This window comes from Mesorhizobium sp. P2_B11 (assembly GCF_056404855.1).
This window is the reverse complement of the sequence record NZ_JBFUDF010000011.1, coordinates 37,776-59,157: the sequence shown is the minus strand read 5'-3', so window position 1 is coordinate 59,157 and position 21,382 is coordinate 37,776. Positions and strand designations below refer to the sequence as shown.

Below are 21,382 nucleotides of genomic sequence, written 5' to 3'. Positions count from 1 at the left end.
CTCAATGTTCCCGGCGCACGACCTTGCCTTGCCCCGAACCAATCAGCACCTGATCGCGCACGATCTCTCGCCCGCGCAGAAACACATTGGTCAGCCGCGCCTTCACGCTCCAGCCGTCGAACGGCGTGTAAGCCGCGCGGGAGACCTGCTCGGCGTCCGAGATGGAACTGGACAGGCGCGGATCGACGATCAGCAGGTCGGCGTCGTAGCCGGTGGCGATGCGTCCCTTGCGCCGGCCGAGCCCGAAACGCTCGGCCGGATTGCGCGCACACATGCGCACCACGTCGGCATGCGTGATCAGTCCCTCGTCGACGAGCTTCAGCATCACCTGCAGCAGCGTCTGCAGTCCGGGCATGCCGCCGGGGATATCGGCGAAAGCGGTGTAGCTTGCCGCCTTTTCGGCCGGCGCATGCGGCGCGTGGTCGGTGGCGACGATGTCGATCAGCCCACCCTTCAGCGCCGCGCGCAAGGCTTCGACATCCTGCCGCGACCGCAACGGTGGTGAGCCCTTCAGCCTGGCGCCTTGCGTCTCGTAATCCTCGGCGCTGAAGAACAGGTTCTGCGGCGTGGTCTCGACGCTGGCGTCCGCCCTGTCGCGCAACCGGCTCCAGGCTTCGACGCCCGGTTCCGAGTTGATCTGCCGGACGTGGATGCGCGCCCCTGTCGCGGCGGCGGCAAGCACCGCGCGCGCAACGCCGCCGGCTTCCGCAAGCGGTGGCCTGCTGTCGAGAAAGGCTGCGATGGTCCCCGTCTTGTTGCGCTCATTGGCGCCGGTTAGCATCGACTGGTCGCCCGGCGAAATGCCGATCAGCGTGTCGGCATGGCCGAAATGCCTGAGCGCCTCGGCAACCGCGTCGAAATTGCGAAACAGGAAGGCCTCGGGCACATCGGCGGTGAACAATTCGAACGACACTGGCGCGAGCGCGAGCAGGCCGGCAATGCGCGACAAATCGCGGCTGACCACCGCCTGGAAACCGACATCGACATGGAGACGGCCTGTCGCCATCGCCATCTTGTCGGCGAGCTCTTCGGCGCTGGCCGTCCATGGCTCGTCGGTCGGCATGTCGAGCACCGTCGTCACGCCACCAAGGGCTGCCGCATGCGTGCCCGATGAAAAGTCTTCCTTGTGCGTCAGGCCGGGCTGCCGCAGATGCGCATGCGCGTCGACCAGGCCGGGCAGGAGGAGGCAACCGGAAGCATCCAGCACCGTCGCGGCTTCAGCTGCTCCGCCGGGTGTGATCAGCGCCGCGATGCGGCCGCCGGCAATGCCGACATCGCGCGGCTCCTGCCTGTCGGCATTGACGATTGTCGCGCCCCTGATCAGCGTCTCGAACATGCTCAGCCGCGCCGCTCGAAGCTGGTATGGTTTTCCAGCCAGAAGCGGGCGATGTCCTCGCGCCGCATGAAGGCGGCGGCCGGTTTCGACTTCACATGCTCGATCACTTCGCGCAGGCCGGAGGCACGGTTGGGCTGACCCATCCAGCGCGCATGGATGCCGATGGTGAGCATGCGGCCGCCGGTCTCGTCGGCTTCGTCGAGCATGTAGTCGATGGCCGAGCGGCAATCCTGCGCGAAGTCGCGCGGATTGCTGTAGCCGGGTGCGACGAGATAGCGGCTGTCGTTGAGCGTCTTGGAATAGGGCACGACCAGGATTTCCGTTCCCTGATGGTCGACGAAATAGGGCAGGTCGTCGTTGCAGGGGTCGGAATGGTAGAGAAACCCGCCTTCCTTGACCAACAGGTCGCGTGTGTTGACGCTGGGCAGCGAGCGGCAGTTCCAGCCGAGCGGACGCTTGCCGAGCAGCTTCTCATAGAGCGCGATCGCTTCGTGCAGATGGCGCTCCTCCTCGCTGCGCTCCATCGTCGTGTAGTCGATCCAGCGCAGCCCGTGGCCCATCACGTCATGCCGGCGGCTCTTCATCCACTCGACCAAGGGCGGGTTGCGCTCCAGCGCCGCGGCGCAGGCGGAAAAGGTGACCGGAATGTCGTAGCGGTCGAACAGCCGCGCTAGGCGCCAGACGCCGGCGCGGCTGCCATATTCGAAATGGGTCTCGGTGCCGAGGTCGCGCACCAGCGGGCTGGAGGTGAGATTGTACTCGCCCCAATTGTCGTTGCGGCCATCCTCGAGCCAGGAATATTCAGAGCCCTCTTCGTAGTTGAGCACGAGGTTGATGGCGAGCTTGACGTCGCCCGGCCAGGTCATGAAGGGCGGGTTCGGACCGTAGCCGACGAAGTCGCGCGGTTGCTGAAAATCGGTCGGCATCGCTCTGCTCCTCAAACTTCGTTGGCGGCGATCCAGTCGATGTAATCGTGGAAAGCCTGCCTCGCCGGCGTCGGCCGCCAGTCCGTATCGCGCTCGATACGCGCAAGATCGTATTCGCCCCACATGCCCGTCTTCAGCGCCGCGTTCATGGTAATGTTCGCCGTCTCTTGCGGGCTGACTGCGCTCTTCAGGCCGGGGAAGCGCTCGGCGGCCCAGCCGACGAAGTCGCCGACCGTCTGCGTGCCGCCGCTGCCGATATTGTAGTGGCGGTAGCGCAAGGTCCCGGCATCGAGCAGCGCCATGATCGCCTTGGCGACGTCGCTCGACAGCACATAGTCGCCGAGCGGCTCGAGGCTGTTCGGCCGGATCGTTTCGTTGCTGAGCGCCATATGCGCGATGCGGTTCGGCAAATGGCGCACATTGCGGCTGCCGGTGACGCGGTCCATCGGCCCGTAGACCGACGACAGCCTGACCGAGATGGCCGACAGGCCGAACAGATCGGCATAGCGGTTGGTGACCATTTCGGCGGCGAATTTCGAGATGCCGTAGAGCGTCAGCGGCGCGACATAGCCATCCTCGGGTAGCGGCTCGCCGCTCCAGTCCGGCCCGTTGTGGCGATAGACCGAACCCGAGCTGACATAGACGAAGCGCTTGATGCCGGGGCGGCTGCGCGCCCATTCCAGCATCCGCACCGTGCCCATCAGATTGACGTCGACGATGGTAGCCGGATCGTTGGCTTCGGGCGGCTGGCTTGGGTCGCTCGGCCGCGAGTTTGGCGTCACCGTCGCGCCATGGACGATTGCGGTGATGCCATGCGCGTCGAGCGTCGCCGCCCATTGCGTGGGATCCAGTATGTCGGCGGTGAGCACGGTAAGACGATCGCGCACCGGCGCGAAGAATTTTTCCGCGATCGCATCAAGCCCTGAGCGGTCGAGGATCACGGCGCGGGCGTGGGGGTCGCGATCCAGCCATTCACGCGCAACCACGCTCATGACAAAGCCGGTGCCGCCGGTGACGAGAAGCGTCATGGGAACTCCTTTGAAATCGATCGGAAGAATTCAGCGCGTCGCATAGCCGCCATCCACGAGCATGTCCGAGCCGGTGACGAAGGATGCGTCCGATGACAGCAAGAAGGCCGCTGCCGCCGCGATCTCCTCCGGCTCGCCGATCCGGCCAAGCAGATGCGCCGGTCCGAGCGTGGCATTGGCCGCCTCGAAATCTCTGAAGCGGCGCAGCAGCCGCGTCGTCGCCACCGCGCCCGGCGACAGGCTGTTGACGCGCACCTTCTCAGGCGCGTGGTCGACCGCCATGGCCTTGGCGAGGTGGATGAGCCCGGCCTTGGCGGCGCAATAGGCGACAGCCCTGGTGGTAGCGACGCGACCGAACTGCGAGCCGATGAACACGACCGAGCCGCCGCCGCTTGCCGCGATCAGCGGCACCGAGAACTTGCTCATCAGGAAGGCGCCGGTCAGGCCGACATCGATCTCGCGCCGCCATGCGCTCTCGTCGAGATCGACGACGGTGGCGCTGGTCGACGGTGCGGCGGCATTGTGCACCAGCCCATCCAGTCTGCCGAATTTCAGTCGCGCAAATTCGACGGCGGCTTGAGCGGAACCGCTATCTGTCACGTCGCATTGGTAGGCGGCAGCCGAAGGGCCAAGTGTGTCAGCAAGCTGGCTTGCAGGTTCGAGATCGTAGTCGGCGCAGACCACCTTGGCGCCCTCGGCTATGCACCGCTTGGCGATCGCCGCACCGATGCCGCTTGCCGCGCCCGCGATCAGGATGACGTTGTCTTGCAGTCGGCTCATGGCGGTCGTCATCAAACGCGCTCCTCGACGGTCTGCACGATCTTCGCCGAGACCGGTCGGCGCAGCAGATTGTAGCAGGCGGCAAGCGTCACCAGCACCGCGCCGCCGCCCAGCAGCAGGAACATCGCCGGCGCGCCCATATGCGCCATCAGGCCGGCGGAAACGCCTGGAGTCGCCACATTGCCGATCGAATAGAGCAAGAGCAGCGTGCCGGAGGCGCCGACCATGTGCCGGCTGTGCAACTGCGAGGCGCCGAACGCCATCGCTACGGGATAGATCGTCAGCGCCGTGGCGCCGTAGAGGAAGAACAGCACGAACAGCAGCGGCTCGGAGAAATTGCCGAGCCAGGCGATTGTGGCGCACAGCACGACCGACAGCAGGCCTTGCGCCAGCAGGATGAGCCGCCTTTCAAACCGGTCCGACAGCCAGCCGACGGGCGTCTGCGCCAGCATGCCGGCAATGCTGACGGTGGTGACGAGCCCGACCGTTGTCCCCGCTGACAGCCCGATCTGGGTGCCGTAGATCGGCGTCAGCACGAAGATGTTCATGTTGGTGATGCCGCCCTGGAAGATGGCGACCACCGTCACCGGGGCCAGCCGGAACAGCGCCAGTGGGCCGAGGCGTTTGACGGGCGCATTCGCATGATCCGGCTCCGCAGGAGAGGCAGGCAAGGCGGGCCAGCGCCCGCCGATGAATTTGGACACCAGCGCCAGCAGCACCGTCGCCGCAGCGACCGGGAACAGATGCGGCGATTGCGGTCCGACCAGCGCGACGAGGAGTTGTCCGAGCAGCACCGCGATCGCCGTCGTCAGCATGTAGATCGAGAACATCGCGCCGCGATTGTGCTGCTCGGCATAGAGGTTGATCCAGCTCTCGCAGACGACGAACAGCGACGCCATCGACAACCCGCCGAGCAGGCGAAAGCAGATCCAGCTCGGCAGGAAATCGGTGAAGACGAAACCCGCTGCAGCCAGCAGCGCCAGCACAAGGACACCCATGAAGGTGCGCTCATGGCCGTAATGGGCGACCGCCGGGCGCGTCACCAGGCAGCCGACGAAAAAACCGACGGGATAGGCGGTAAGCACGATCTGGACGACATCAGGCGAAATGCCGGGCTTGCCGAGGTGAAGCGAGACGGCGGTGGTCAGCATGGCGCTGCCGATGCAGGCGAGACAGATACCGGTCATGATCGGCAGCAAGGCGCGCGAGCGCTCGGCGTTTTGCCATAGCCGCATCGCGGATTGGGCGATCGACCTCATGGCTGCGCTGCTCCCCTGGCCGCGCCGACACCGACGCCACCCTGAGCGAGAGGCTACACGCGGCAGCAATTGCTGCAAACGAAGATAGATACGGCTATGGCTTTGATTTTTTTGGCCATGCCGATGATGGAAAGCGGCATCTGGGCCGCCGGCAGGGCTTTACAGCGGTTTTGTGCCGTCCATACCATAGGCAAGTCACCGACATCGCGAGCTGCCTGATCGAAAGCAGCAGGGAGGAATTCCATGACGATCGAGCGTCTTGAAAACGGCCAACGCTTTTGCCGGGTGCTGCGCTACAACGGCACCGTCTATGTCGCGGGCCTGACGGCGGACGACCTCTCCGGCGACACCACCTCGCAAACCAAGCAGATCCTGGCCAAGATCGATGCCCTTCTGGCCAAGGCCGGCAGCGACAAGAGCAAAATCCTCAGCGCCCAGATCTGGCTGCGCGACATCGCCGATTTTGAGATGATGAACACGGCCTGGGACGCCTGGATCGACCGCAGCGCCATGCCGGTGCGGGCCACGGTGGAGGCGCGCCTTGCCGGCGACCAGTATCGCGTCGAGATCATGGTGACGGCGGCTGTCGGCTGAGGCCGATTGGGGTGGGCAAACCGGATGCATGAACTGGTCATCACAGGCGGACGCGTTGCGCTCGACGACGGTTGGGCTGAGTGCGATGTCGCCATCGATGACGGTCGCATCGCAGCCATCGGCACCGGCCTTTCCGGCCACACGCTGATCGACGCCAGCAAACGCTGGGTCATGCCGGGCGGAATCGACGCCCATTGCCACCTCGACCAGCCCGTGTGGGGTGGGGCGGGCAATGCCGACGATTTCGAGTCCGGCTCCATCTCGGCCGCCTTTGGCGGCACCACCTGCATCGTCCCGTTCGGCATGCCAGGTCCGGATATGTCGACCGTCGGCGCCATCGATCGGGCGCTCGATCGCGCCGCGGGCCGTGCGGTGATCGACTACGGGCTGCATGCCGTGGTGACGATGGGCACCGGCGCCGATGTCGAGCGGCAGCTTACCGCGCTTGCCGGCCGCGGCATCGCCTCGGTGAAACTGTTCATGACCTATCAGGGCTTTGCCGTCGACGACGACCTGTTCTTCAAGGTGCTCGACACGGCGCATACGCTGGGCTGGATCGTCATGGTCCATGCCGAGAATGATGCCGCGATCAGGCGCACGCGCCAGCGGCTGATCGATCTCGGCCGCACCGACATACGCTACCATGTCGTCGCCCACAGCGAGACCATGGAGCGCGAGGCAACACATCGCGCGCTCGCCTTCGCCGAAATGACCGGCGCGCGCATGACCATCGTTCATGTCTCGTCCTGGCAGTCGGCCGAAGAGGTGGCACGCGCGAAGACGCGCGGTGTCGACGCCATCGCCGAGACCTGCCCGCAATATCTCTTCATCAGTGGCACCGATCTCGACCGCCCGGCACTCGACGCGGCGCGTTTCGTCTTCTCGCCGCCGCCGCGTTCGCCGCGCAGCCACGAACATCTGTGGCAGGCGCTGATCGATGGCGGCATCGATCTCTGGTCGTCCGACCATTCGCCCTATTACTTCGCCGACAAGATCGGCAGGTCGCAGACGCCCGGTTTCACCACCACGCTGAGCGGCATTCCCGGCATCGAGACCCGTCTGCCGCTGCTGTTCTCTGAGGGGCTTTTGACCGGTCGCCTGACGCTCGAGCGCTATCTCGATCTCACCTCGCGCAATGCCGCCGCGATCTATGGCCTCGCCGATCGCAAAGGCCGCATAGCGGTCGGCCTCGATGCCGACCTGGCGTTGTGGGATCCCGAAGCGACCTGGACGCTCGGCCACGCCGCTTTGCATTCGCGCGTCGACTTCACGCCCTATGAGGGCAGGAGCGTGACCGGCAAGCCGACCACCGTCCTGGTGCGCGGCGTGCCGGTGATCGCCGATGGCGTGCTGAAGGCAAAGCCGGGCTTCGGACAATTCGTCGAGCGCAGCGCCGCCGACCCGGCCCGCTCGGGAAAACCAGTCGAGGAGACGACGCCATGGCTCGATGCCTGACCATTGCGGTCTGCCAGACCGGGCCGATCCAGCGCAGCGCAACGCGTGCCGAAACCGTCGGTCGCCTCGTCCATTTGCTGGAGCAATCCGCCGCCGCCGGCGCTGAGATCGCCGTCTTTCCCGAGATGGCGCTGACCACCTTCTTCCCGCGCTGGCGCATCGACGATCAGGCCGAGATCGACGCGTTCTTCGAAAGCGCGATGCCGGGGCCAGAGACGCAGCGCCTCTACGATGCCGCCGCGCGCCTCAAGATCGGCTTTGCGCTCGGCTATTGCGAACTCGCGCAGGAAGATGGCCGCACGCGCCATTTCAACACCATGGACCTCGTCGGCCCGGACGGGCACTTCGTCGGCCGCTACCGCAAGATGCATGTGCCGGGCTCGGCCGAGCCGGAGGAAGGCACCACCACGCATCTGGAGCGGCGCTATTTCGAACCGGGCAATCTCGGCTTTCCGGTCTTCGACTATCGCGGCGTCCGTGTCGGCATGGCGATCTGCAACGACCGCCGCTGGCCGGAGACCTATCGCATGCTCTGCCTCAACGGCGCGGAGGTGGCGGTGCTCGGCTACAACACGCCGCTGCTGCTCGACGAGGCGCCGGCGCTGGCGCATCTCAGAATGTTCCACAACCATCTGCCGATGCAGGCCGGCGCCTACCAGAACACGCTCTGGGTGGCCGCTGCCGCCAAGGCCGGCCTTGAAGACGGCCAGGCGCTGATCGGCGGCTCCTGCATCATCGCACCGACCGGCGAGATCGCGGCGCAGGCGATTTCGCTCGGCGACGAGGTCATAATCCATCGCGCCGATCTCGATCTCATCGCCACCTGCCGGAAGGTGAATTTCGACTTCGCGCTCTACCGTCGCCCGGATCAGTACCGCCTCATCAGCGAGCCTGCCGGTTCCCATGTCTGACCTCGGTCGCGTTCCATCCGCCGCGTCCATCGCGCCGCCGCTATCGATCGATGAGATCGTCGAGAACGGGCTGTGCATCGGTTGCGGGCTTTGCCGGTCGCTCGCCGGTCCGGCAGAAGTCGAGATGGTCATGACGCCGGAAGGGCGCCTGCGGCCGGTCGCCCGCAAGGCGCTCAGCCATTCGACCCTGACGCGGATCAACGCCGTCTGCCCAGGAACGCGCATCGCCGGGCCACCGCAGGCGCAGACAGATGCCGCAACGCTGACAGACACGGTGTGGGGGCCGGCCGAGCGGGTCAGCCTCGGCTATGCCGGCGACCCGACTGTGCGCTTCCAGGCATCGAGCGGCGGTGTGCTGACGGCACTCGGCCAGTTCCTGCTGACCTCCGGCCGCGTCAACTTCGTCCTGCACGTCTCGACATCTCGGACCGCGCCGATGCGCAGCGAGCGGCGCCTGAGTTTTGACGCCGCCTCGGTTCTCGAAGGCGCCGGCTCTCGCTACGGTCCGGTCGCGCCACTCGAGGATTTCACTGAAATGCTCGCACGCAGCGAACCTTTCGCACTGATCGCCAAGCCTTGCGACATCACCGCCGTGCGCAATCTGGCGCGGCACGATCCGCGCGTCGACAAATATATGAGCTATGCGCTCGCTTTCGTCTGCGGCGGTGCTTCGGACCTGTCGAAATCCGAGCAGGTGCTGCAACGCTTCGGCCTCGCCGAAGGAGAGCTCGCGCTGTTCCGCTACCGCGGTTACGGCAATCCCGGCCCAAACCGGATCGAGACCAGGGACGGCCGCGCCTTCCAGCTCAGCTACCGGCAGCTGTGGGAAGACGAGGACAAATGGATGATCCAGCCGCGCTGCAAGATCTGTCCCGACGCCATCGGCCAGGTCGCCGACATCGTCGCGTCCGATGCCTGGCTGAATGGCGGGCCGGCGGTCGATGACGAAGCCCTCAACGGCATCATCGTGCGCACCCCGCGTGGCCTCGAACTGTTCGATGCGGCGGTCGCCGCCGGTGCGCTGGCGATCAAGCGCGAGAGCAGCTTTGCCGAACTCGGCGAGTTGCAATCGCACCAGACGCGCAAGCGCCGCGCGGTCTGGGCGCGGCTGAAAGGCATCGAGATTGCCGGCAAGCCGGTGCCTGTCGTGACCGATCTTGCCCTGGACGATTGCGCCCGGCAGAACACGCTGGCCGACAACCTCGCCGAGGGCCGCGGCGCCCGCGACCGAGCCAAACGCGGGCGGTTGGGTGAACCGCGTGCTGTGCCGCGCCTGAACGAAACAGCCATGGCTAGGGATGGATGTCCATGAGTGTGCCTGAAGAAACCGATGTGATCGTCATTGGCGGCGGCATGGCCGGTGCCGGCGCCGCCTTCGAGATTTCCCGCTCCGCAAAGGTGGTGCTGCTTGAGCGGGAAAGCCATTGCGGCTACCACACCACCGGCCGTTCGGCGGCAAGCTTTACCGAAAACTACGGCAACGGCGTCATCCGCAGGATCGTGCTGGCCAGCCGGTCGTTCCTGACCGAACCGCCGGCCGGCTTTTCCGACTATCCGCTGCTCAGCAAGCGCGGCATGATCACCGTGGCGCGCGCCGATCAGCTCGACCTTTTGGCGCAGGATCTGGAGGCCGCCCAGGCGCTGGTTCCCTCCATCGTCACCATGACCCCTGCCGAGGCGATCAGTCGTGTTCCGGTGCTGCGCGCCGACTATCTCGCCGGCGCCTATATCGAACCGCATTCGATGGACATCGATGTCAACGGCCTGCACCAGGGCTTTCTGCGAGGCGCCCGTGCGCGTGGCGCACGGATCGTCACCAATGCCGGCGTCAAAGCCATCGACCGGCAAGGCGGCCAATGGCGGGTGGAAACATCGGCCGGAACCTTCCTCGCAGCGCGGATCGTCAATGCCGCCGGCGCCTGGGGCGACGAGATCGCTGTCATGGCCGGCGTGCGTCCGGTCGGCCTGCTGCCGAAGCGCCGCACCGCCTTCAACATCCCGGCGCCCGCCGGCGTCGACATAGCGGACTGGCCGCTGGTCAACGATGTCGGCGCCGAATTCTACTTCAAGCCGGATGCCGGGCAGCTCTTCGTCTCGCCGGCCGATGCGACGCCATCGGAGCCGATGGACGCCTATGCCGAGGACATCGATGTCGCCATCGGCGCCGAGCGTCTGGAAAAAGCCACCACCATCGAGGTGCAACGCGTGTCGCGTTCCTGGGCCGGCCTCAGGACGTTTGTCGCCGATGGTTCGCCCGTCGTCGGCCCGGATGATGAGGTGCCGGATTTCATCTGGCTGGTCGGGCAGGGCGGCTATGGGATCAAGACCTCGCCCGCACTCTCGCGCGTCTGCGCCAGCCTGATCGCCGGCGGCGGCATGCCGGATGATGTCGCGCGGCAAGGCGTGTCGCTGGCGGACCTCACGCCGCACCGGCTGCGCGTACCTCGATCCACGCGGGTTGCCTCATGAGCGATGCCTCACTGACGGCCGGTGGCATCCTGGCTGGCCGCCTGCTGGAGACGCTGGCGCAAGCCACCACCGATGCGCCGGGCGTCACCCGCACAGCCTACGGACCCGGCGAGCGCTTTGCCCATGATCTCATGCGCGAGGAAGCGGAAAAACTCGGCGCCATCGCGCGAGTCGATGCCGCCGGCAATCTCTATCTGACGCTGAGAGGTCGCGACCCGGCTCTGCCGGCGATCGTCATCGGCTCGCATCTCGACAGCGTGCCGCACGGCGGCAATTTCGACGGCGCCGCCGGTGTCGTGGCGGGGCTGGCGGTGATGGCCGAGTTGGTCGGGCAAGGTGTCCAGTTGCAGCGCGATCTGATCGTGCTGGTGACGCGCGCGGAGGAGGCGGTGTGGTTCCCGCTGTCCTATCCCGGCAGCCAGGCGGCACTCGGCCTGCTTGAGCCGCAAGCGCTCGATGCGAAGCGTTCCGACAGCGGCCGCAGCCTTGCCGATCACATGCGCGAGGAAGGCTTTGATCCCGACGCCGTGCGGCGCGGTGTGCCGGGGATCGCCGCCGACCGCATCGCCGCTTTCGTCGAAGTGCATATCGAGCAGGGACCGCGCCTGGTCGCCGCCGGCGTGCCGGTCGGCATTGTCACCGGCATTGCCGGCGGCTTCCGCTATGTCGATGCCAAATGCTTCGGCGCCTACGCCCATTCCGGCGCCGAGCCGCGCTTTGCCCGGCACGACAGCGTGCTTGGTTTTGCCGATCTTGTCGCCGGCCTCGAAGCGGAATGGGACGCGCTGGAGCACGACGGCCACCACGCCACCATCACCTTCGGTCGCGTGCAATCCGACCCCACGCAGCATGGTGGCAGTCGCGTGCTCGGCGAACTCGGTTTCACCCTCGACGTGCGTAGCGCCGCGGCGGCTGTCCTTGAGCGGATCGAGGCGCGGCTGCACGCGCTCTTCGCCGAGGTTGGCACAAAGCGCGGCGTCACCTTCGAAGCCGGACCGCGTTTCACCTGGGAGCCTGCGACCATGTCGCAAGCTTTGATCGCGAGACTGGATCGCGCTGCCACCGATCTGCGGATGCCGGCGCCGCATGTGCCGAGCGGGGCAGGGCACGACGCCGCCACCTTCGCCAGCGCCAACATTCCAACCGCCATGCTGTTCGTGCGCAACGAAAATGGCAGCCACAATCCGCATGAGGCGATGGAGATCGCCGACCTCGATCAGGCGATCCGTCTGCTCCTGCGCTTCGTCACCGATTTCGACAAGGACCAGCCATGAACCACGCCGCCTTGCTCGTCATCGATCTGCAGAACGAATATCGCCCCGGCGCAGCCTGGCCGGTCGTCGGCTACGATGCGGTGCTTGCCAATGCGGCCCGCCTGATCGAAGCCGCGCACGCCGCCGGCATTCCGGTCATCCACGCGCAGGCCTGGGTCAAGCCGGAGGAGCGCGACGGTTACGCCAGGCAGGAGGAGATCCTGACCGAGGAGTTCCGCTCGGCGGTGGCCGGCAGCGAGGGCGCCGACATCTGCGCCGAAGTGGCGGCGCTGCCCAGCGACATCGTCATCCACAAGCACTGGCCGAGCGCCTTTCGCCGCACCGACCTTTCGCAGCGGCTGGCCGATCTCAAAATCGAAAACCTTGTTATCACCGGCGTGCTCACCGACAGCTGTGTCACCGAAAGCGTGTTCGATGCGGTCTATCAGGGCTTTCGCGTCTGGCTGGTCAAGGACGCCTGCGGCTCGATGAGCGAGGCCATGCACCGCACCGGCATGCTCGACATGGCCAACCGTCTCTATGGCGGCGGCATCCTGCGCATGCCTGAGGCTGTGAAGGCGCTCGCCGGCCATAGTTTTGAGAGTTGGCGCTACACAAGGCCGGTCGAATTCGTCTACACACTGGAGACGGTCGACGGCCTCTACGAAGCGCTGTGATCCGCACCGCAGCCGCATGCGCCGCTGACGACCGGTTTTGAAGCAGCGGGTTTGAGCACCGCACCCGGCAACGCCCCGGTCGCTCTGCCGCCGCTCCAAACGGAAACACCGTTGACAAAGACATGCGCGATGCCGGCGGCAGGCCGGCGCGGCTCTTCGAAGGTCGCGGTGTCGATGATTGTCTGCGGATCGAAGATCGTCAGATCGGCGAAATTGCCGACCGCCAGCGTGCCGCGCTGCGCGATGCCAAACTCCCGCGCCGGCAGACCGGTCATCCGGAACACGGCCTCTTCCAGGCTGAACAGGCCGACATCCCTGGCATAGTGGCCGAGCACGCGCGGAAACGTGCCCCACAGCCGCGGATGTGGGTGGATGTCGTGCGGCAGGCCGTCCGAACCGATCATCGTGCGCGGATGCGCGATGATATTTTGGACATCCGTCTCGTCGAGCTGAAAATAGACCGCGCCTGCCGGCAGCACGCGCTCACCCGCCTCGCGCTCGCTGCAGTTCCATTCCCGCGCAATGTCGGCCATCTCGCGCCGCGCCATTTCGGGATGCGGGTCGGACCAGGTGATGAGGATTTTCAGTCCGGTGTCGCAGCGCTCCAGGCGAAGCACGGTCGAGCTCGCGGCATAGGGATAGACATCCATGCCGATGTCCATCGTCTCGCGCGCCTGGTCGATGCGTTTCAGCGAAGGGCGACTCTTGCCGAAATTGGCGCGACCGGTGCATTGATGGTGCGAGATGAACAGCTTGCCGCCGGCATGGTCGGCAATGTCGATGGCTTCCTCGATCGCCTCGTCCATCGTCTCGAAATAATTGCGCGTGTGGGTGACGTACGGCCCGCCGAGGCTTGCCGCCGTCGCTGCCAGCGCCTTCACTTCCTCAGTCGAGGATTTCACAGCCGGCGGATAGTCGAGACCGGTGCTGAGCCCGAACGCGCCCTCGGCCATCGCCTCAGCGACCGCCTCCTGCATCGCCGCCGTCTCCATCTCGTTGGCCGGCCGGTCCGTCACCGGCATGCAGCGCTGGCGCAAGGTGGTGTGGCCGACGAGCAAAGCGGCGTTGGTGGCGATGCCGCGCTCTTTCAGCTCAGCGACATAGTCGGCAAAACGGTCGAAGCGAAAGTTCTCCTGGCCGCCGACCAGCGTGAAAGGCGGCGGCGGTGCGCGGTCCAGCAACAGCGGCGCAAGGCTGATGCCGCAATTGCCGGCGATCACCGTCGTCACGCCCTGGCTGATCTTAGGCACCATGCCGTCGGGCGCCAGCAGCGCGCCGTCATCATGCGTGTGCACGTCGATGAAACCCGGGGCGACGATCTTGCCGGCGGCGTCGATCTCCTGCCTGCCTTGCGCATCGGCCAGATCGCCGATGGCGGCGATCCTGTCGCCGTCTATGGCGAGATCGGCCTCGAAACGATCCGAACCGTCGCCGCAGATCAGCGTCGCATGGCGGATGACGAGATCGTATGGCACCGGGTCAGCCGTCCGGATTGGCCGCGATCTCCTCGCGGCGGCGCGCGACATAGGCGTCGAGCTCCTCGCGGATCGCGGGATCCATCACCGGTTCCTCGTAATCGTGCAGCGCCTGCTGCCAGAGTTCGGTGGCGCGCTCCAGCGCATCCTTGCCGCCGGCTTCCTCCCAGGCGCCATGGTTCTGCCAGTTGGACAGCATCGGCTGGTAGAAGGCGGTGGTGTAGCGCGACATCGTATGCTCGGCGCCGAAGAAATGGCCGCCGGCCGGCACCGACTTGATCGCCTCGAAGCCGAGATCGTCCTCCTGAAACGGCAGCGGCCGCAGGAACTCCATCATGTTCTGCAGGATCTCGACATCGAGCACGAGCTTTTCGTAGGACGCCGTCAGCCCGCCTTCGAGCCAGCCGGCCGCGTGATAGATCAGATTGGCGCCGCCGAGCACGGCGCCCCAGGTCGCCATCTCGGTTTCGTAAGCGGCCTGCAGATCGACGACGTTGGAGGCATTCGCATTGGAGGTGCGGTAGGGCAGATTGTAGCGCCGCGCCAATTGCCCGGCGATGATGTTGGCCTTGGCGTTCTCCGGCGTGCCGAAGGCCGGTGCACCCGACTTCATGTCGACATTGGAGGTGAAGGCGCCATACATCACCGGCGTGCCCGGATTGACCAGCTGCGTCAGCACCACGCCGAACAGTGCTTCGGCGTTCTGCTGGCAAAGCGCGGCCGCCAGCGTCACCGGCGTCATCGCGCCCATCAGCGTGAACGGTGTGACCGTCACCGGCTGGCCGTGTTCGGCCATGGCGATCAGGCCCTCGGCCATGGCGTCGTCGAACAGGCGCGGCGAGTTGATCGAGATGATCGTCGTGACGCCGGGCGATGCCCGCATCTCCTCGACGCTGATGCCGCGCGCGATCGCCATCATGTTGATGCCGTCCATCGCCCGGCCGCGGCCGATTGCCGTGCAGTGGAAGGAGAGATCGCTCAGCGTCAGATTGGCGTAATAGGTGTCGAGGTGGCGCGCATTGGCCGGCAATTCCATCGGCGCCACCACCTGGTTGCCGATGATGTGGATGGCGTTGAAGTGGTGCGCCAGCCGGATGAAGTTCTGGTAGTCGGGCAGATTGCCCTGGCGGCGACCATTGATGCGGTCATGCACATTGGGTGGGCCGGCAACCAGGCCGAACACCAGCGAATTGCCGCCGAGATGGACCTGCTTTTGCGGATTGCGGCTGGTCAGCGTGAAGGAGGACGGAACCGCCCGCAGCGCTTCGGTAACCAGGCTCTCGTCGATCCTGATGGTCTTTTCCTCGCGGTCGACAATGGCGCCGGCGGCCGCGAACAGATCCATCACCTTGTCGCTCATGACGCGAATGCCGAGTTCCGACAGGATGCGCATCGAGGTGTCGTGCAAACGCTGCATTCGATCCTCGTCCAGCAGCTGCATCGGCGGATAGGGGTTCTCGACATGCTGCCAGGGCAGCTGCGCGATGCCGCCGCCGCTGCGTCCGATCTTCGATCTGCGCCCCCCGCCGCGCCTGTCCTGCGTCATTTCTTTGTTCCCCTCGGCTCTCTTTGTTGTTACGCAATTCCGGACGGAAAACCGCTTCACACTTTTCCTGAATTTGCTTAGTAGCCGCGCTCTGGATTGACTGTGTTTTCCAGCGTCTGGCCGCTGCGGTAGCGCTTCAGATTGTCGGCGAACATCCGCACCGATTTGATGTCCCAGCCTTCGTAGACGGCCGCGCAGTGCGGGGTGATGGCGACGTTGTCGTAGCCCCATAAAGGGTGGTCCGCCGGAAGCGGCTCCGTCGTAAAGACATCGAGCGCTGCACCCTTGATTCCCTTGCTGTCGAGGGCTTCGAGCAACGCGGTCTCCTCAACCACACCGCCGCGCGAGATATCGATGAGCACCGCCGACGGCTTCATCGCCGCGAAGGCCGCCTTGCCGAGCAGGCCGCGCGTGCTGGCCAGCAGCGGCACGCAACAGACGATGAAGTCGGCGCGACCGAGCAGAGCAAGCAGGGCATCCGGGTCGTGCACTTCGTCGAGGCTGGGCATCGGCTTCGGCCGGGCGCGGATGCCGAGTGTTTGCATGCCCATCGCCTTGGCGCGCCCGGCGACGGCCGCGCCGGTCTTGCCGAGGCCGATGACGAGAACTGTCTTGCCTTCGATCGGCTCGACGCGGCCGCCGCCCCACTGGCGCGCCTGCTGGCGGCGGCGGAAGCCGCGCAAATCGAGCGAGAAGGACAGCATGGCGCCGAGCGCATATTCCGCCAGCATGCCGGCGGCGACGCCGGCCGAATTGGTCACCGTGACGCGCGCCGGGTCCCAACGTCCAAGATGATCCGTGCCGGACCCACCGACCGACACCCACTTCACGGTGGCGCTTTCGACAAGCGCCTGGCGGGGAAAGCGCGGCGTGCCGTCGAAGCGAACGGTGTAGACCACCTCCGCGGCTATCTGCTCGATCAGGCCGGGCAAGGCAGCATAGGTATCACAGGCGTGGACGATGAGGTCGGGATGCGTCTCCCCGAGCACCGCCATCGCTGCCGCCGGCCGGTCGGTGTGCAGGATGACGATGGGGTGAGCCGACATGTCCTGCGCCTCAGCCGCGGCCAATGTGGTCGGCTGCAGGACCGAGCGCGGCAAGCAGCGTCTTGCCGTGTTCCAGCGTCGCATTCTCATGCGGCGCGCGCAGGTTCAGCCAGCGCTTGTCGCCGGAGCGAACCGCCAGCACCGCCTTCATCGCCGGGATCAGGCCGGCATCCTGGATGATCTTGCGGAACGCCTTCACCGCGGCATCCGCCTCGGTGACGTCCTTGCCTGCAACGGTTGCGTCGTAAAGCGCCCGGATGGCGGCGGCGTTGAGATTGACGGTCGCCGAGATACAGCCCGCAGCACCACTGGCGAGGCCCTTGGTCAGCTGGGCTTCCGAGCTCGGGAACACCGCGACCGCAGGTGCTGCAGCGATCACCGCCGCCGTGTTGTTCCAGTCGCCGGCGCTGTCCTTGTAGGCGACCACCGTTTCGGGAAACGCCGCGCTCAGCCGGGCGGTCAAAGCCGGGCTCACCGGCACGCCGGAGTTCTGCGGAATGTGGTAGAGGATCATCCTGAGCGCTGGGTTACCCACCCGCTCGATCAGCTCGCTGTAGTAGCGCGCCTGGCCGTTGTCGCCGGCGGCGGTGTAGAAGAACGATGGCAGCACCATCACGCCGGCGCAGCCGAGGCCGACCGCATGCTTCGACAGCTCGACGGTTTCGGGCAGCGCGGTGACGCCGGTTCCGGGCATCATCCGGGTGGGCGAGATGCCGGCCTCGACCAGCCATTCCAGCGCCTGCATGCGTTCATCGAGAGAGAGCGACAGCGCCTCGCCCGTGGTGCCGAACGGCGACAGGTAATGCGCCCCCTGGTCCAGCACCCATTTGGCGTGCGAGATCCAGAGGTCGCGAGCGATACGGCCATCGTTCTCGAACGGCGTCAGGATCGGGGCGATGGTTCCTTGCGGGCGGGTCATTGATATCCTCTATGCCTGATGTTGCGTGCCGTGCCTGGCCACCGACGAGACGGTCCGGGCGAAGTATGCCGACGCGGTGATGTCGAACAGTACATCGAAACCGCCCGGCGCGCGGAAGGCAACCGCTTCGATATGGCCGACACGCGTCTGCGCGATCTCTTCGGCACTGAATTTGTCGGCGCGCAGATCGAGTGCGCAGAGCTGGCTCATCGCTTCGGCAATTGCGGGACCGGAAAGCCGCATCCACGCCCAGCCTTCCTCGCGCCAGGACGGATAGCCCTTCGGTCCGCTGTCGCCTTCCCAGGCACTCCGGAGTTCGGCCAGCGCGTCGCCGGCATCTTCGCCAAGCAGCAGGATATCCTCATTGCCGAGGCGCAGCACGCGCAGGGCGCGATGGCTGCCGATGCGGTTGATCGCGGGCAAGGCAACGCCATGCGCGGTGAGCCAGGCAGCGCTCCCGCCACCTTTGAGACCGAAGCGTGGGCTGACGGTGAGATAGGTCAGCGCAACAGCGCCGGAAGGCAACGCCGTACCATGCGCCGCGCCACCAGGCTCGAAGGGAAAGATCGGCTGTGCGTCGAGGCCCGCCATCTACATCTCCTGCCGCGCATTGGTCGGGTCAAAGAAAGCGTGCCCGACGACCGGGACTTCGACCAGCGCGCCATCGCGGCACTTCACCGTCACCCGGCTTCCCTGTGCGGCATCGTCGGCGTGGACATAGGCGAGCGCAATGGAACAGCCGAGCGTCGGCGAAAAGCCGATCGAGGTGATCTGGCCGACGGGATCATTGCCACGCAGCACCAGGCAGCTCTCGCCGGGTATGTTTTTGGCGCCGGCCGGAAATTGCAACCCGACCAGCTTGCGCGACTGGCCGAGCCTCGCGCGCATTTCGATGGAGCGCTTGCCGACGAAGAACGGTTTCTTCTTCGACACCGCCCAGCCGAAACCGAGCTCGTCCGGTGTGGTGATCGCGTCCGTGTCCTGGCCGATCAGTATGTGACCTTTCTCCAGCCGCAGGATGCGTGACGCTTCCAATCCGTAGGGCGTGAGGCCATGTGGCTTGCCGGCTTCCATCACCGCATCCCACAGCGCCGGCGCGAGGCTGGACGGGCAATGCAATTCGAAGCTGAGTTCGCCGGTGAAGCCGATCCGCATCACCCGCACCGGCACGCCGGCGACGACGCCTGCGCGGCCACTGAGATAGGGAAAGGCCTCGCGGCTGAAATCGATGTTGCTTTCCAGGGCTTCAAGCACCGAACGAGCCTTGGGACCGGTGACGTTCAAGCCGGAGAACGCGCCGGTGAGGTTGAGCACATCGACCTTGAGCCGCCACTGTGCGTTCCAGAACAGCATGTCGGCATAGACGCGTGCGACCGCACCCGTCGTGGCCGTCACATAGAACCGATCATCGGCCATGCGGTAAGCGACGCCGTCATCGACCACCGAGCCCATTTCGTTGAGCATCAGGCAATAGCGTACGCGTCCGACCGGCTGGTTGGCATGCGCCATTGTGTAGAGCCGGTCGAGGAACTCGCCGGCATCCGGTCCGCGCAGTTCCAGCTTGCCGAGCGTCGAAACGTCGAGCAGGCCGACACCCTCGCGCACCGCCATGATCTCGTCGCGGATCGCCTTTTGCGCATTTCTGGCATCGCCATAGAAATACGGCCGCCACCAGGCGCCGACCGGCTTCATCACCGCGTTGAGCGCGAGATGCCTGGCATGCAGCGCGGTGCGCCGTTCCAGCACCTCGTGATGGCCGGCAAGCACGCCGATCGTCTCCGGGCCAACCGGCGGCCGTGCTGTGGTGATGCCAACTTCGGCCACTGTCCGGTCGGTGGCCTCGGCGACGATCCGCGCCGTCGCCAGCGCCGAATGGCGGCCCTGGCTCGGTCCCATGCCGACCGTGGTGAAGCGCTTGACCAGCTCGATCTCGCGATAGCCGTCCTTGATCGCGTTGTGCAGATCCTTGACCTGCAGATCTTCATCGAAGTCGACGAAATCGCGGCCTTTCGCATCGGCCGCGATCGCCTGCACATGGACCGGGCAGGATGGTTTGATCTTGCCGAGGACTGTGTCTTGTACGACCGCATGGCCAAGCCGCTGCAACGCCAGCGCAGCCGCGCGACGGCCGCCGGCAACAGCACCTTCAAGGCCATGGTCACCGGCGACGGAGCCGGCAAGCTGTACGGGCCCTTTCGCCAGTGTGAGCGTCATCGATCCGGTGACGTCATCGTACCCAACCTTGGCGCCTGCCTGACAAGGCAGTTGCCACGCCGGCACCTCGCCAGCGGAGATCGTCAGCAGGTCGCATTCTACCCAGCGGCCACCGACGCGAACGCGAGCAAGGTGTCCACTTTTGCCTTCGGCGGCTTCAACCGTCACGGCCTTCTGGATCGCCACGCCCTTGCCGTGCAGTTCGGCTTCGAGCGGGCCGGGCAGGCCGCCGGATCGCGGATCGGTGACCAGCATGACCGAGACGCCGGCCTCGACCAGGTCGAGCGCAACGGCATAGCCCTCGTCACCGCCGGTCAACACCACGGCCTTTTGTCCGGGGCGCACGCCATAGTGGCGGATCAGCCGCTGCGCGGCACTGCCCAGCATGATCCCCGGCAGATCGTTGTTGCGGAAGATGGCGGGCTGTCCGATCGCGCCGGTGGCAAGGATCACCTCGCGCGCCCGTGTGCGATAGAGCCGGTCGCCCTTTATCAGCGGCAGCCAATTGTCCTCGTACCAGCCATTGCAAACCGTGCCGATCATCACGCGGAGATTGGGAAGCGTCTTGAGCCGCGCCGTCACACCCGCAAGCACCGCCGGGTCATGGCGACCATAGGTCAGTGATCCGCCGATCTCGGGGTTCTCATCGCAGAGTACGACATCCGCACCCGCTTCGGCAGCGGTAATCGCCGCATTCAGTCCGGCCGGACCGGCGCCGACGACCAACACGTCGCAGTGCAGATGCGATTTGTCGAAATGCCGGTGTGCTGCCTTGGTGTCGACCACGCCGAGCCCCGCCTTGCGGCGAATGATCGGTTCCCAGAATTTCAGCCAGCTGTCGCGGCGCGGCCCCATGAAGGTGCGGTAGTAGAATCCGACCGGCAGGAAGCGCCCAAACCTGTCGATGATGGCGTCGCGGTCACGCGCCAGCGAGCCGTTGACGTTCTGCGCGCTGACCTGCAGCCCTTCGCTGACCGGTGTCCGGTCGGCGGCGACATTCGGCTCAGAAGGCAGTTGCACCAGCGTGTTGGCCTCGGCGCCGTTCATGCTGAAAACGCCGCGCGGGCGGTGGTATTTGAACGAGCGCGACAGCATCCATTGCCCAGAGGCGGCGAGCGCACTGGCGATGCAGTCGCCGGCATAGGCCTCGAAGCTCTTGCCTTCGAATCTGAAACGCAGCGGACGCGTCCGGTCGATGCGGGTACCGAAAGGGGCGGGCAGGCGGCTCATGACTGACCGCTGCGCTGCGAGGCGTCGAAAGTGCGGATGATCTCGTTGCTGACGAGATCGCGCTCGGCGAGGAAGAAGTAATTGCTCGGCACATGCCGCCACCACTCGACCACGACGCCTCTGCGGTTCTCGGCGCGGAACAGATGCCGCGACCAGTCGGCATCGGCGGTCCGCTCAGGATCCAACTCGTCGCGCACCGGCCCAAAGGACTGGAACTCGTCAATGTTGCGCGGGCCGTTCATCGGGCAGGTCAGGATCTTCATC

The 21,382-nt window shown here is 65.9% G+C and carries 20 protein-coding genes; 7 read left to right on the top strand and 13 right to left on the bottom strand.

Annotated elements, in window-relative coordinates:
• Nucleotide 1: 1 nt before the first annotated feature.
• Genes AC1DYJ_RS28945 through AC1DYJ_RS28920 form a run of 6 tightly spaced genes read right to left on the bottom strand, consistent with a single transcriptional unit; the run spans nt 2 to nt 5,574 of the window.
• The gene (locus AC1DYJ_RS28945) at nt 2-1,336 is read right to left on the bottom strand and encodes a dihydroorotase (RefSeq protein WP_477287383.1); all 1,335 of its coding nucleotides are present in this window, start codon (nt 1,334-1,336) and stop codon (nt 2-4) included.
• A 2-nt stretch (nt 1,337-1,338) separates the two neighbouring features.
• The gene (locus tag AC1DYJ_RS28940) at nt 1,339-2,262 is read right to left on the bottom strand and encodes an allantoinase PuuE (RefSeq protein ID WP_477287381.1); all 924 of its coding nucleotides are present in this window, start codon (nt 2,260-2,262) and stop codon (nt 1,339-1,341) included.
• Nucleotides 2,263-2,273: 11 nt separating this feature from the next.
• Nucleotides 2,274-3,290 (bottom strand): NAD-dependent epimerase/dehydratase family protein, encoded by a 1,017-nt coding sequence (locus AC1DYJ_RS28935; RefSeq protein WP_477287379.1) that lies wholly within the window; start codon nt 3,288-3,290, stop codon nt 2,274-2,276.
• Nucleotides 3,291-3,320: 30 nt separating this feature from the next.
• Nucleotides 3,321-4,070: an SDR family NAD(P)-dependent oxidoreductase gene (locus AC1DYJ_RS28930; RefSeq protein ID WP_477287377.1), complete on the bottom strand. Its 750-nt coding sequence runs from the start codon at nt 4,068-4,070 to the stop codon at nt 3,321-3,323.
• Nucleotides 4,071-4,081: 11 nt separating this feature from the next.
• Complete coding sequence (locus AC1DYJ_RS28925; RefSeq protein WP_477287375.1) at nt 4,082-5,329, bottom strand: MFS transporter; 1,248 nt, start codon at nt 5,327-5,329, stop codon at nt 4,082-4,084.
• 53 nt (nt 5,330-5,382) lie between these two features.
• On the bottom strand, nt 5,383-5,574 hold the full coding sequence (locus AC1DYJ_RS28920) for a hypothetical protein (RefSeq protein ID WP_477287374.1): 192 nt from the start codon (nt 5,572-5,574) through the stop codon (nt 5,383-5,385).
• On the opposite strand from AC1DYJ_RS28920, the gene AC1DYJ_RS28915 reads away from it, so the two are divergent.
• From AC1DYJ_RS28915 to AC1DYJ_RS28885, 7 genes are read left to right on the top strand one after another with little or no spacing between them, the layout of a single operon-like run.
• A complete protein-coding gene (locus tag AC1DYJ_RS28915; RefSeq protein WP_181061031.1) occupies nt 5,573-5,923 on the top strand; it encodes a RidA family protein in 351 nt (116 codons plus the stop codon). The two genes, AC1DYJ_RS28920 and AC1DYJ_RS28915, sit on opposite strands and share 2 nt — an antisense overlap.
• A 24-nt stretch (nt 5,924-5,947) precedes the next feature.
• Nucleotides 5,948-7,378, top strand: coding sequence for a dihydropyrimidinase (gene hydA, locus AC1DYJ_RS28910; protein WP_477287372.1), 1,431 nt, complete (start codon nt 5,948-5,950; stop codon nt 7,376-7,378).
• On the top strand, nt 7,363-8,289 hold the full coding sequence (locus AC1DYJ_RS28905) for a nitrilase-related carbon-nitrogen hydrolase (protein ID WP_477287369.1): 927 nt from the start codon (nt 7,363-7,365) through the stop codon (nt 8,287-8,289). Before hydA ends, AC1DYJ_RS28905 begins: the two co-directional genes overlap by 16 nt.
• On the top strand, nt 8,282-9,601 hold the full coding sequence (locus AC1DYJ_RS28900) for a Coenzyme F420 hydrogenase/dehydrogenase, beta subunit C-terminal domain (protein ID WP_477287367.1): 1,320 nt from the start codon (nt 8,282-8,284) through the stop codon (nt 9,599-9,601). The genes AC1DYJ_RS28905 and AC1DYJ_RS28900 overlap by 8 nt, the downstream gene beginning before the upstream one ends.
• A complete protein-coding gene (locus AC1DYJ_RS28895) occupies nt 9,598-10,758 on the top strand; it encodes an NAD(P)/FAD-dependent oxidoreductase (RefSeq protein ID WP_477426330.1) in 1,161 nt (386 codons plus the stop codon). The genes AC1DYJ_RS28900 and AC1DYJ_RS28895 overlap by 4 nt, the downstream gene beginning before the upstream one ends.
• Nucleotides 10,755-12,032, top strand: a complete 1,278-nt coding sequence (locus AC1DYJ_RS28890) for a Zn-dependent hydrolase (RefSeq protein WP_477287363.1) — start codon at nt 10,755-10,757, stop codon at nt 12,030-12,032. The genes AC1DYJ_RS28895 and AC1DYJ_RS28890 overlap by 4 nt, the downstream gene beginning before the upstream one ends.
• Nucleotides 12,029-12,688, top strand: coding sequence for a cysteine hydrolase family protein (locus tag AC1DYJ_RS28885; RefSeq protein ID WP_477287361.1), 660 nt, complete (start codon nt 12,029-12,031; stop codon nt 12,686-12,688). Before AC1DYJ_RS28890 ends, AC1DYJ_RS28885 begins: the two co-directional genes overlap by 4 nt.
• Here the strand turns inward: AC1DYJ_RS28885 and AC1DYJ_RS28880 are convergent.
• The 7 genes from AC1DYJ_RS28880 to AC1DYJ_RS28850 form a co-directional block, all read right to left on the bottom strand.
• Entirely contained in the window at nt 12,673-14,163 is a 1,491-nt protein-coding gene (locus AC1DYJ_RS28880; protein ID WP_477287359.1) for an N-acyl-D-amino-acid deacylase family protein, read from the bottom strand. The two genes, AC1DYJ_RS28885 and AC1DYJ_RS28880, sit on opposite strands and share 16 nt — an antisense overlap.
• A 4-nt stretch (nt 14,164-14,167) precedes the next feature.
• The gene (locus AC1DYJ_RS28875) at nt 14,168-15,709 is read right to left on the bottom strand and encodes a trimethylamine methyltransferase family protein (protein WP_477287357.1); all 1,542 of its coding nucleotides are present in this window, start codon (nt 15,707-15,709) and stop codon (nt 14,168-14,170) included.
• A 77-nt stretch (nt 15,710-15,786) separates the two neighbouring features.
• Nucleotides 15,787-16,755 (bottom strand): D-2-hydroxyacid dehydrogenase, encoded by a 969-nt coding sequence (locus AC1DYJ_RS28870; protein ID WP_477287355.1) that lies wholly within the window; start codon nt 16,753-16,755, stop codon nt 15,787-15,789.
• A 10-nt stretch (nt 16,756-16,765) separates the two neighbouring features.
• Nucleotides 16,766-17,674, bottom strand: coding sequence for a dihydrodipicolinate synthase family protein (locus AC1DYJ_RS28865; protein ID WP_477287353.1), 909 nt, complete (start codon nt 17,672-17,674; stop codon nt 16,766-16,768).
• Between the two features lie 9 nt (nt 17,675-17,683).
• Nucleotides 17,684-18,265 carry a hypothetical protein gene (locus AC1DYJ_RS28860; protein ID WP_477287351.1) on the bottom strand — a complete coding sequence of 194 codons (582 nt, stop codon included), beginning with the start codon at nt 18,263-18,265 and terminating at the stop codon, nt 17,684-17,686.
• Nucleotides 18,266-21,118, bottom strand: coding sequence for a 2Fe-2S iron-sulfur cluster-binding protein (locus AC1DYJ_RS28855; protein WP_477287349.1), 2,853 nt, complete (start codon nt 21,116-21,118; stop codon nt 18,266-18,268).
• Nucleotides 21,115-21,381 (bottom strand): sarcosine oxidase subunit delta, encoded by a 267-nt coding sequence (locus AC1DYJ_RS28850; protein WP_477287347.1) that lies wholly within the window; start codon nt 21,379-21,381, stop codon nt 21,115-21,117. Before AC1DYJ_RS28850 ends, AC1DYJ_RS28855 begins: the two co-directional genes overlap by 4 nt.
• Nucleotide 21,382 lies beyond the last annotated feature (1 nt).

Excerpts from the sequence above, each read along its gene's own strand:
- AC1DYJ_RS28945 (WP_477287383.1), bottom strand. The coding sequence starts at position 1,336 with ATGTTCGAGACGCTGATCAGGGGCGCGACAATCGTCAATGCCGACAGG.
- AC1DYJ_RS28940 (WP_477287381.1), bottom strand. The coding sequence starts at position 2,262 with ATGCCGACCGATTTTCAGCAACCGCGCGACTTCGTCGGCTACGGTCCG.
- AC1DYJ_RS28935 (WP_477287379.1), bottom strand. The coding sequence starts at position 3,290 with ATGACGCTTCTCGTCACCGGCGGCACCGGCTTTGTCATGAGCGTGGTT.
- AC1DYJ_RS28930 (WP_477287377.1), bottom strand. The coding sequence starts at position 4,070 with ATGAGCCGACTGCAAGACAACGTCATCCTGATCGCGGGCGCGGCAAGC.
- AC1DYJ_RS28925 (WP_477287375.1), bottom strand. The coding sequence starts at position 5,329 with ATGAGGTCGATCGCCCAATCCGCGATGCGGCTATGGCAAAACGCCGAG.
- AC1DYJ_RS28915 (WP_181061031.1), top strand. The coding sequence starts at position 5,573 with ATGACGATCGAGCGTCTTGAAAACGGCCAACGCTTTTGCCGGGTGCTG.
- AC1DYJ_RS28920 (WP_477287374.1), bottom strand. The coding sequence starts at position 5,574 with ATGGAATTCCTCCCTGCTGCTTTCGATCAGGCAGCTCGCGATGTCGGT.
- hydA (WP_477287372.1), top strand. The coding sequence starts at position 5,948 with ATGCATGAACTGGTCATCACAGGCGGACGCGTTGCGCTCGACGACGGT.
- AC1DYJ_RS28905 (WP_477287369.1), top strand. The coding sequence starts at position 7,363 with ATGGCTCGATGCCTGACCATTGCGGTCTGCCAGACCGGGCCGATCCAG.
- AC1DYJ_RS28900 (WP_477287367.1), top strand. The coding sequence starts at position 8,282 with ATGTCTGACCTCGGTCGCGTTCCATCCGCCGCGTCCATCGCGCCGCCG.
- AC1DYJ_RS28895 (WP_477426330.1), top strand. The coding sequence starts at position 9,598 with ATGAGTGTGCCTGAAGAAACCGATGTGATCGTCATTGGCGGCGGCATG.
- AC1DYJ_RS28890 (WP_477287363.1), top strand. The coding sequence starts at position 10,755 with ATGAGCGATGCCTCACTGACGGCCGGTGGCATCCTGGCTGGCCGCCTG.
- AC1DYJ_RS28885 (WP_477287361.1), top strand. The coding sequence starts at position 12,029 with ATGAACCACGCCGCCTTGCTCGTCATCGATCTGCAGAACGAATATCGC.
- AC1DYJ_RS28875 (WP_477287357.1), bottom strand. The coding sequence starts at position 15,709 with ATGACGCAGGACAGGCGCGGCGGGGGGCGCAGATCGAAGATCGGACGC.
- AC1DYJ_RS28870 (WP_477287355.1), bottom strand. The coding sequence starts at position 16,755 with ATGTCGGCTCACCCCATCGTCATCCTGCACACCGACCGGCCGGCGGCA.
- AC1DYJ_RS28865 (WP_477287353.1), bottom strand. The coding sequence starts at position 17,674 with ATGACCCGCCCGCAAGGAACCATCGCCCCGATCCTGACGCCGTTCGAG.
- AC1DYJ_RS28860 (WP_477287351.1), bottom strand. The coding sequence starts at position 18,265 with ATGGCGGGCCTCGACGCACAGCCGATCTTTCCCTTCGAGCCTGGTGGC.
- AC1DYJ_RS28855 (WP_477287349.1), bottom strand. The coding sequence starts at position 21,118 with ATGAGCCGCCTGCCCGCCCCTTTCGGTACCCGCATCGACCGGACGCGT.
- AC1DYJ_RS28850 (WP_477287347.1), bottom strand. The coding sequence starts at position 21,381 with ATGAAGATCCTGACCTGCCCGATGAACGGCCCGCGCAACATTGACGAG.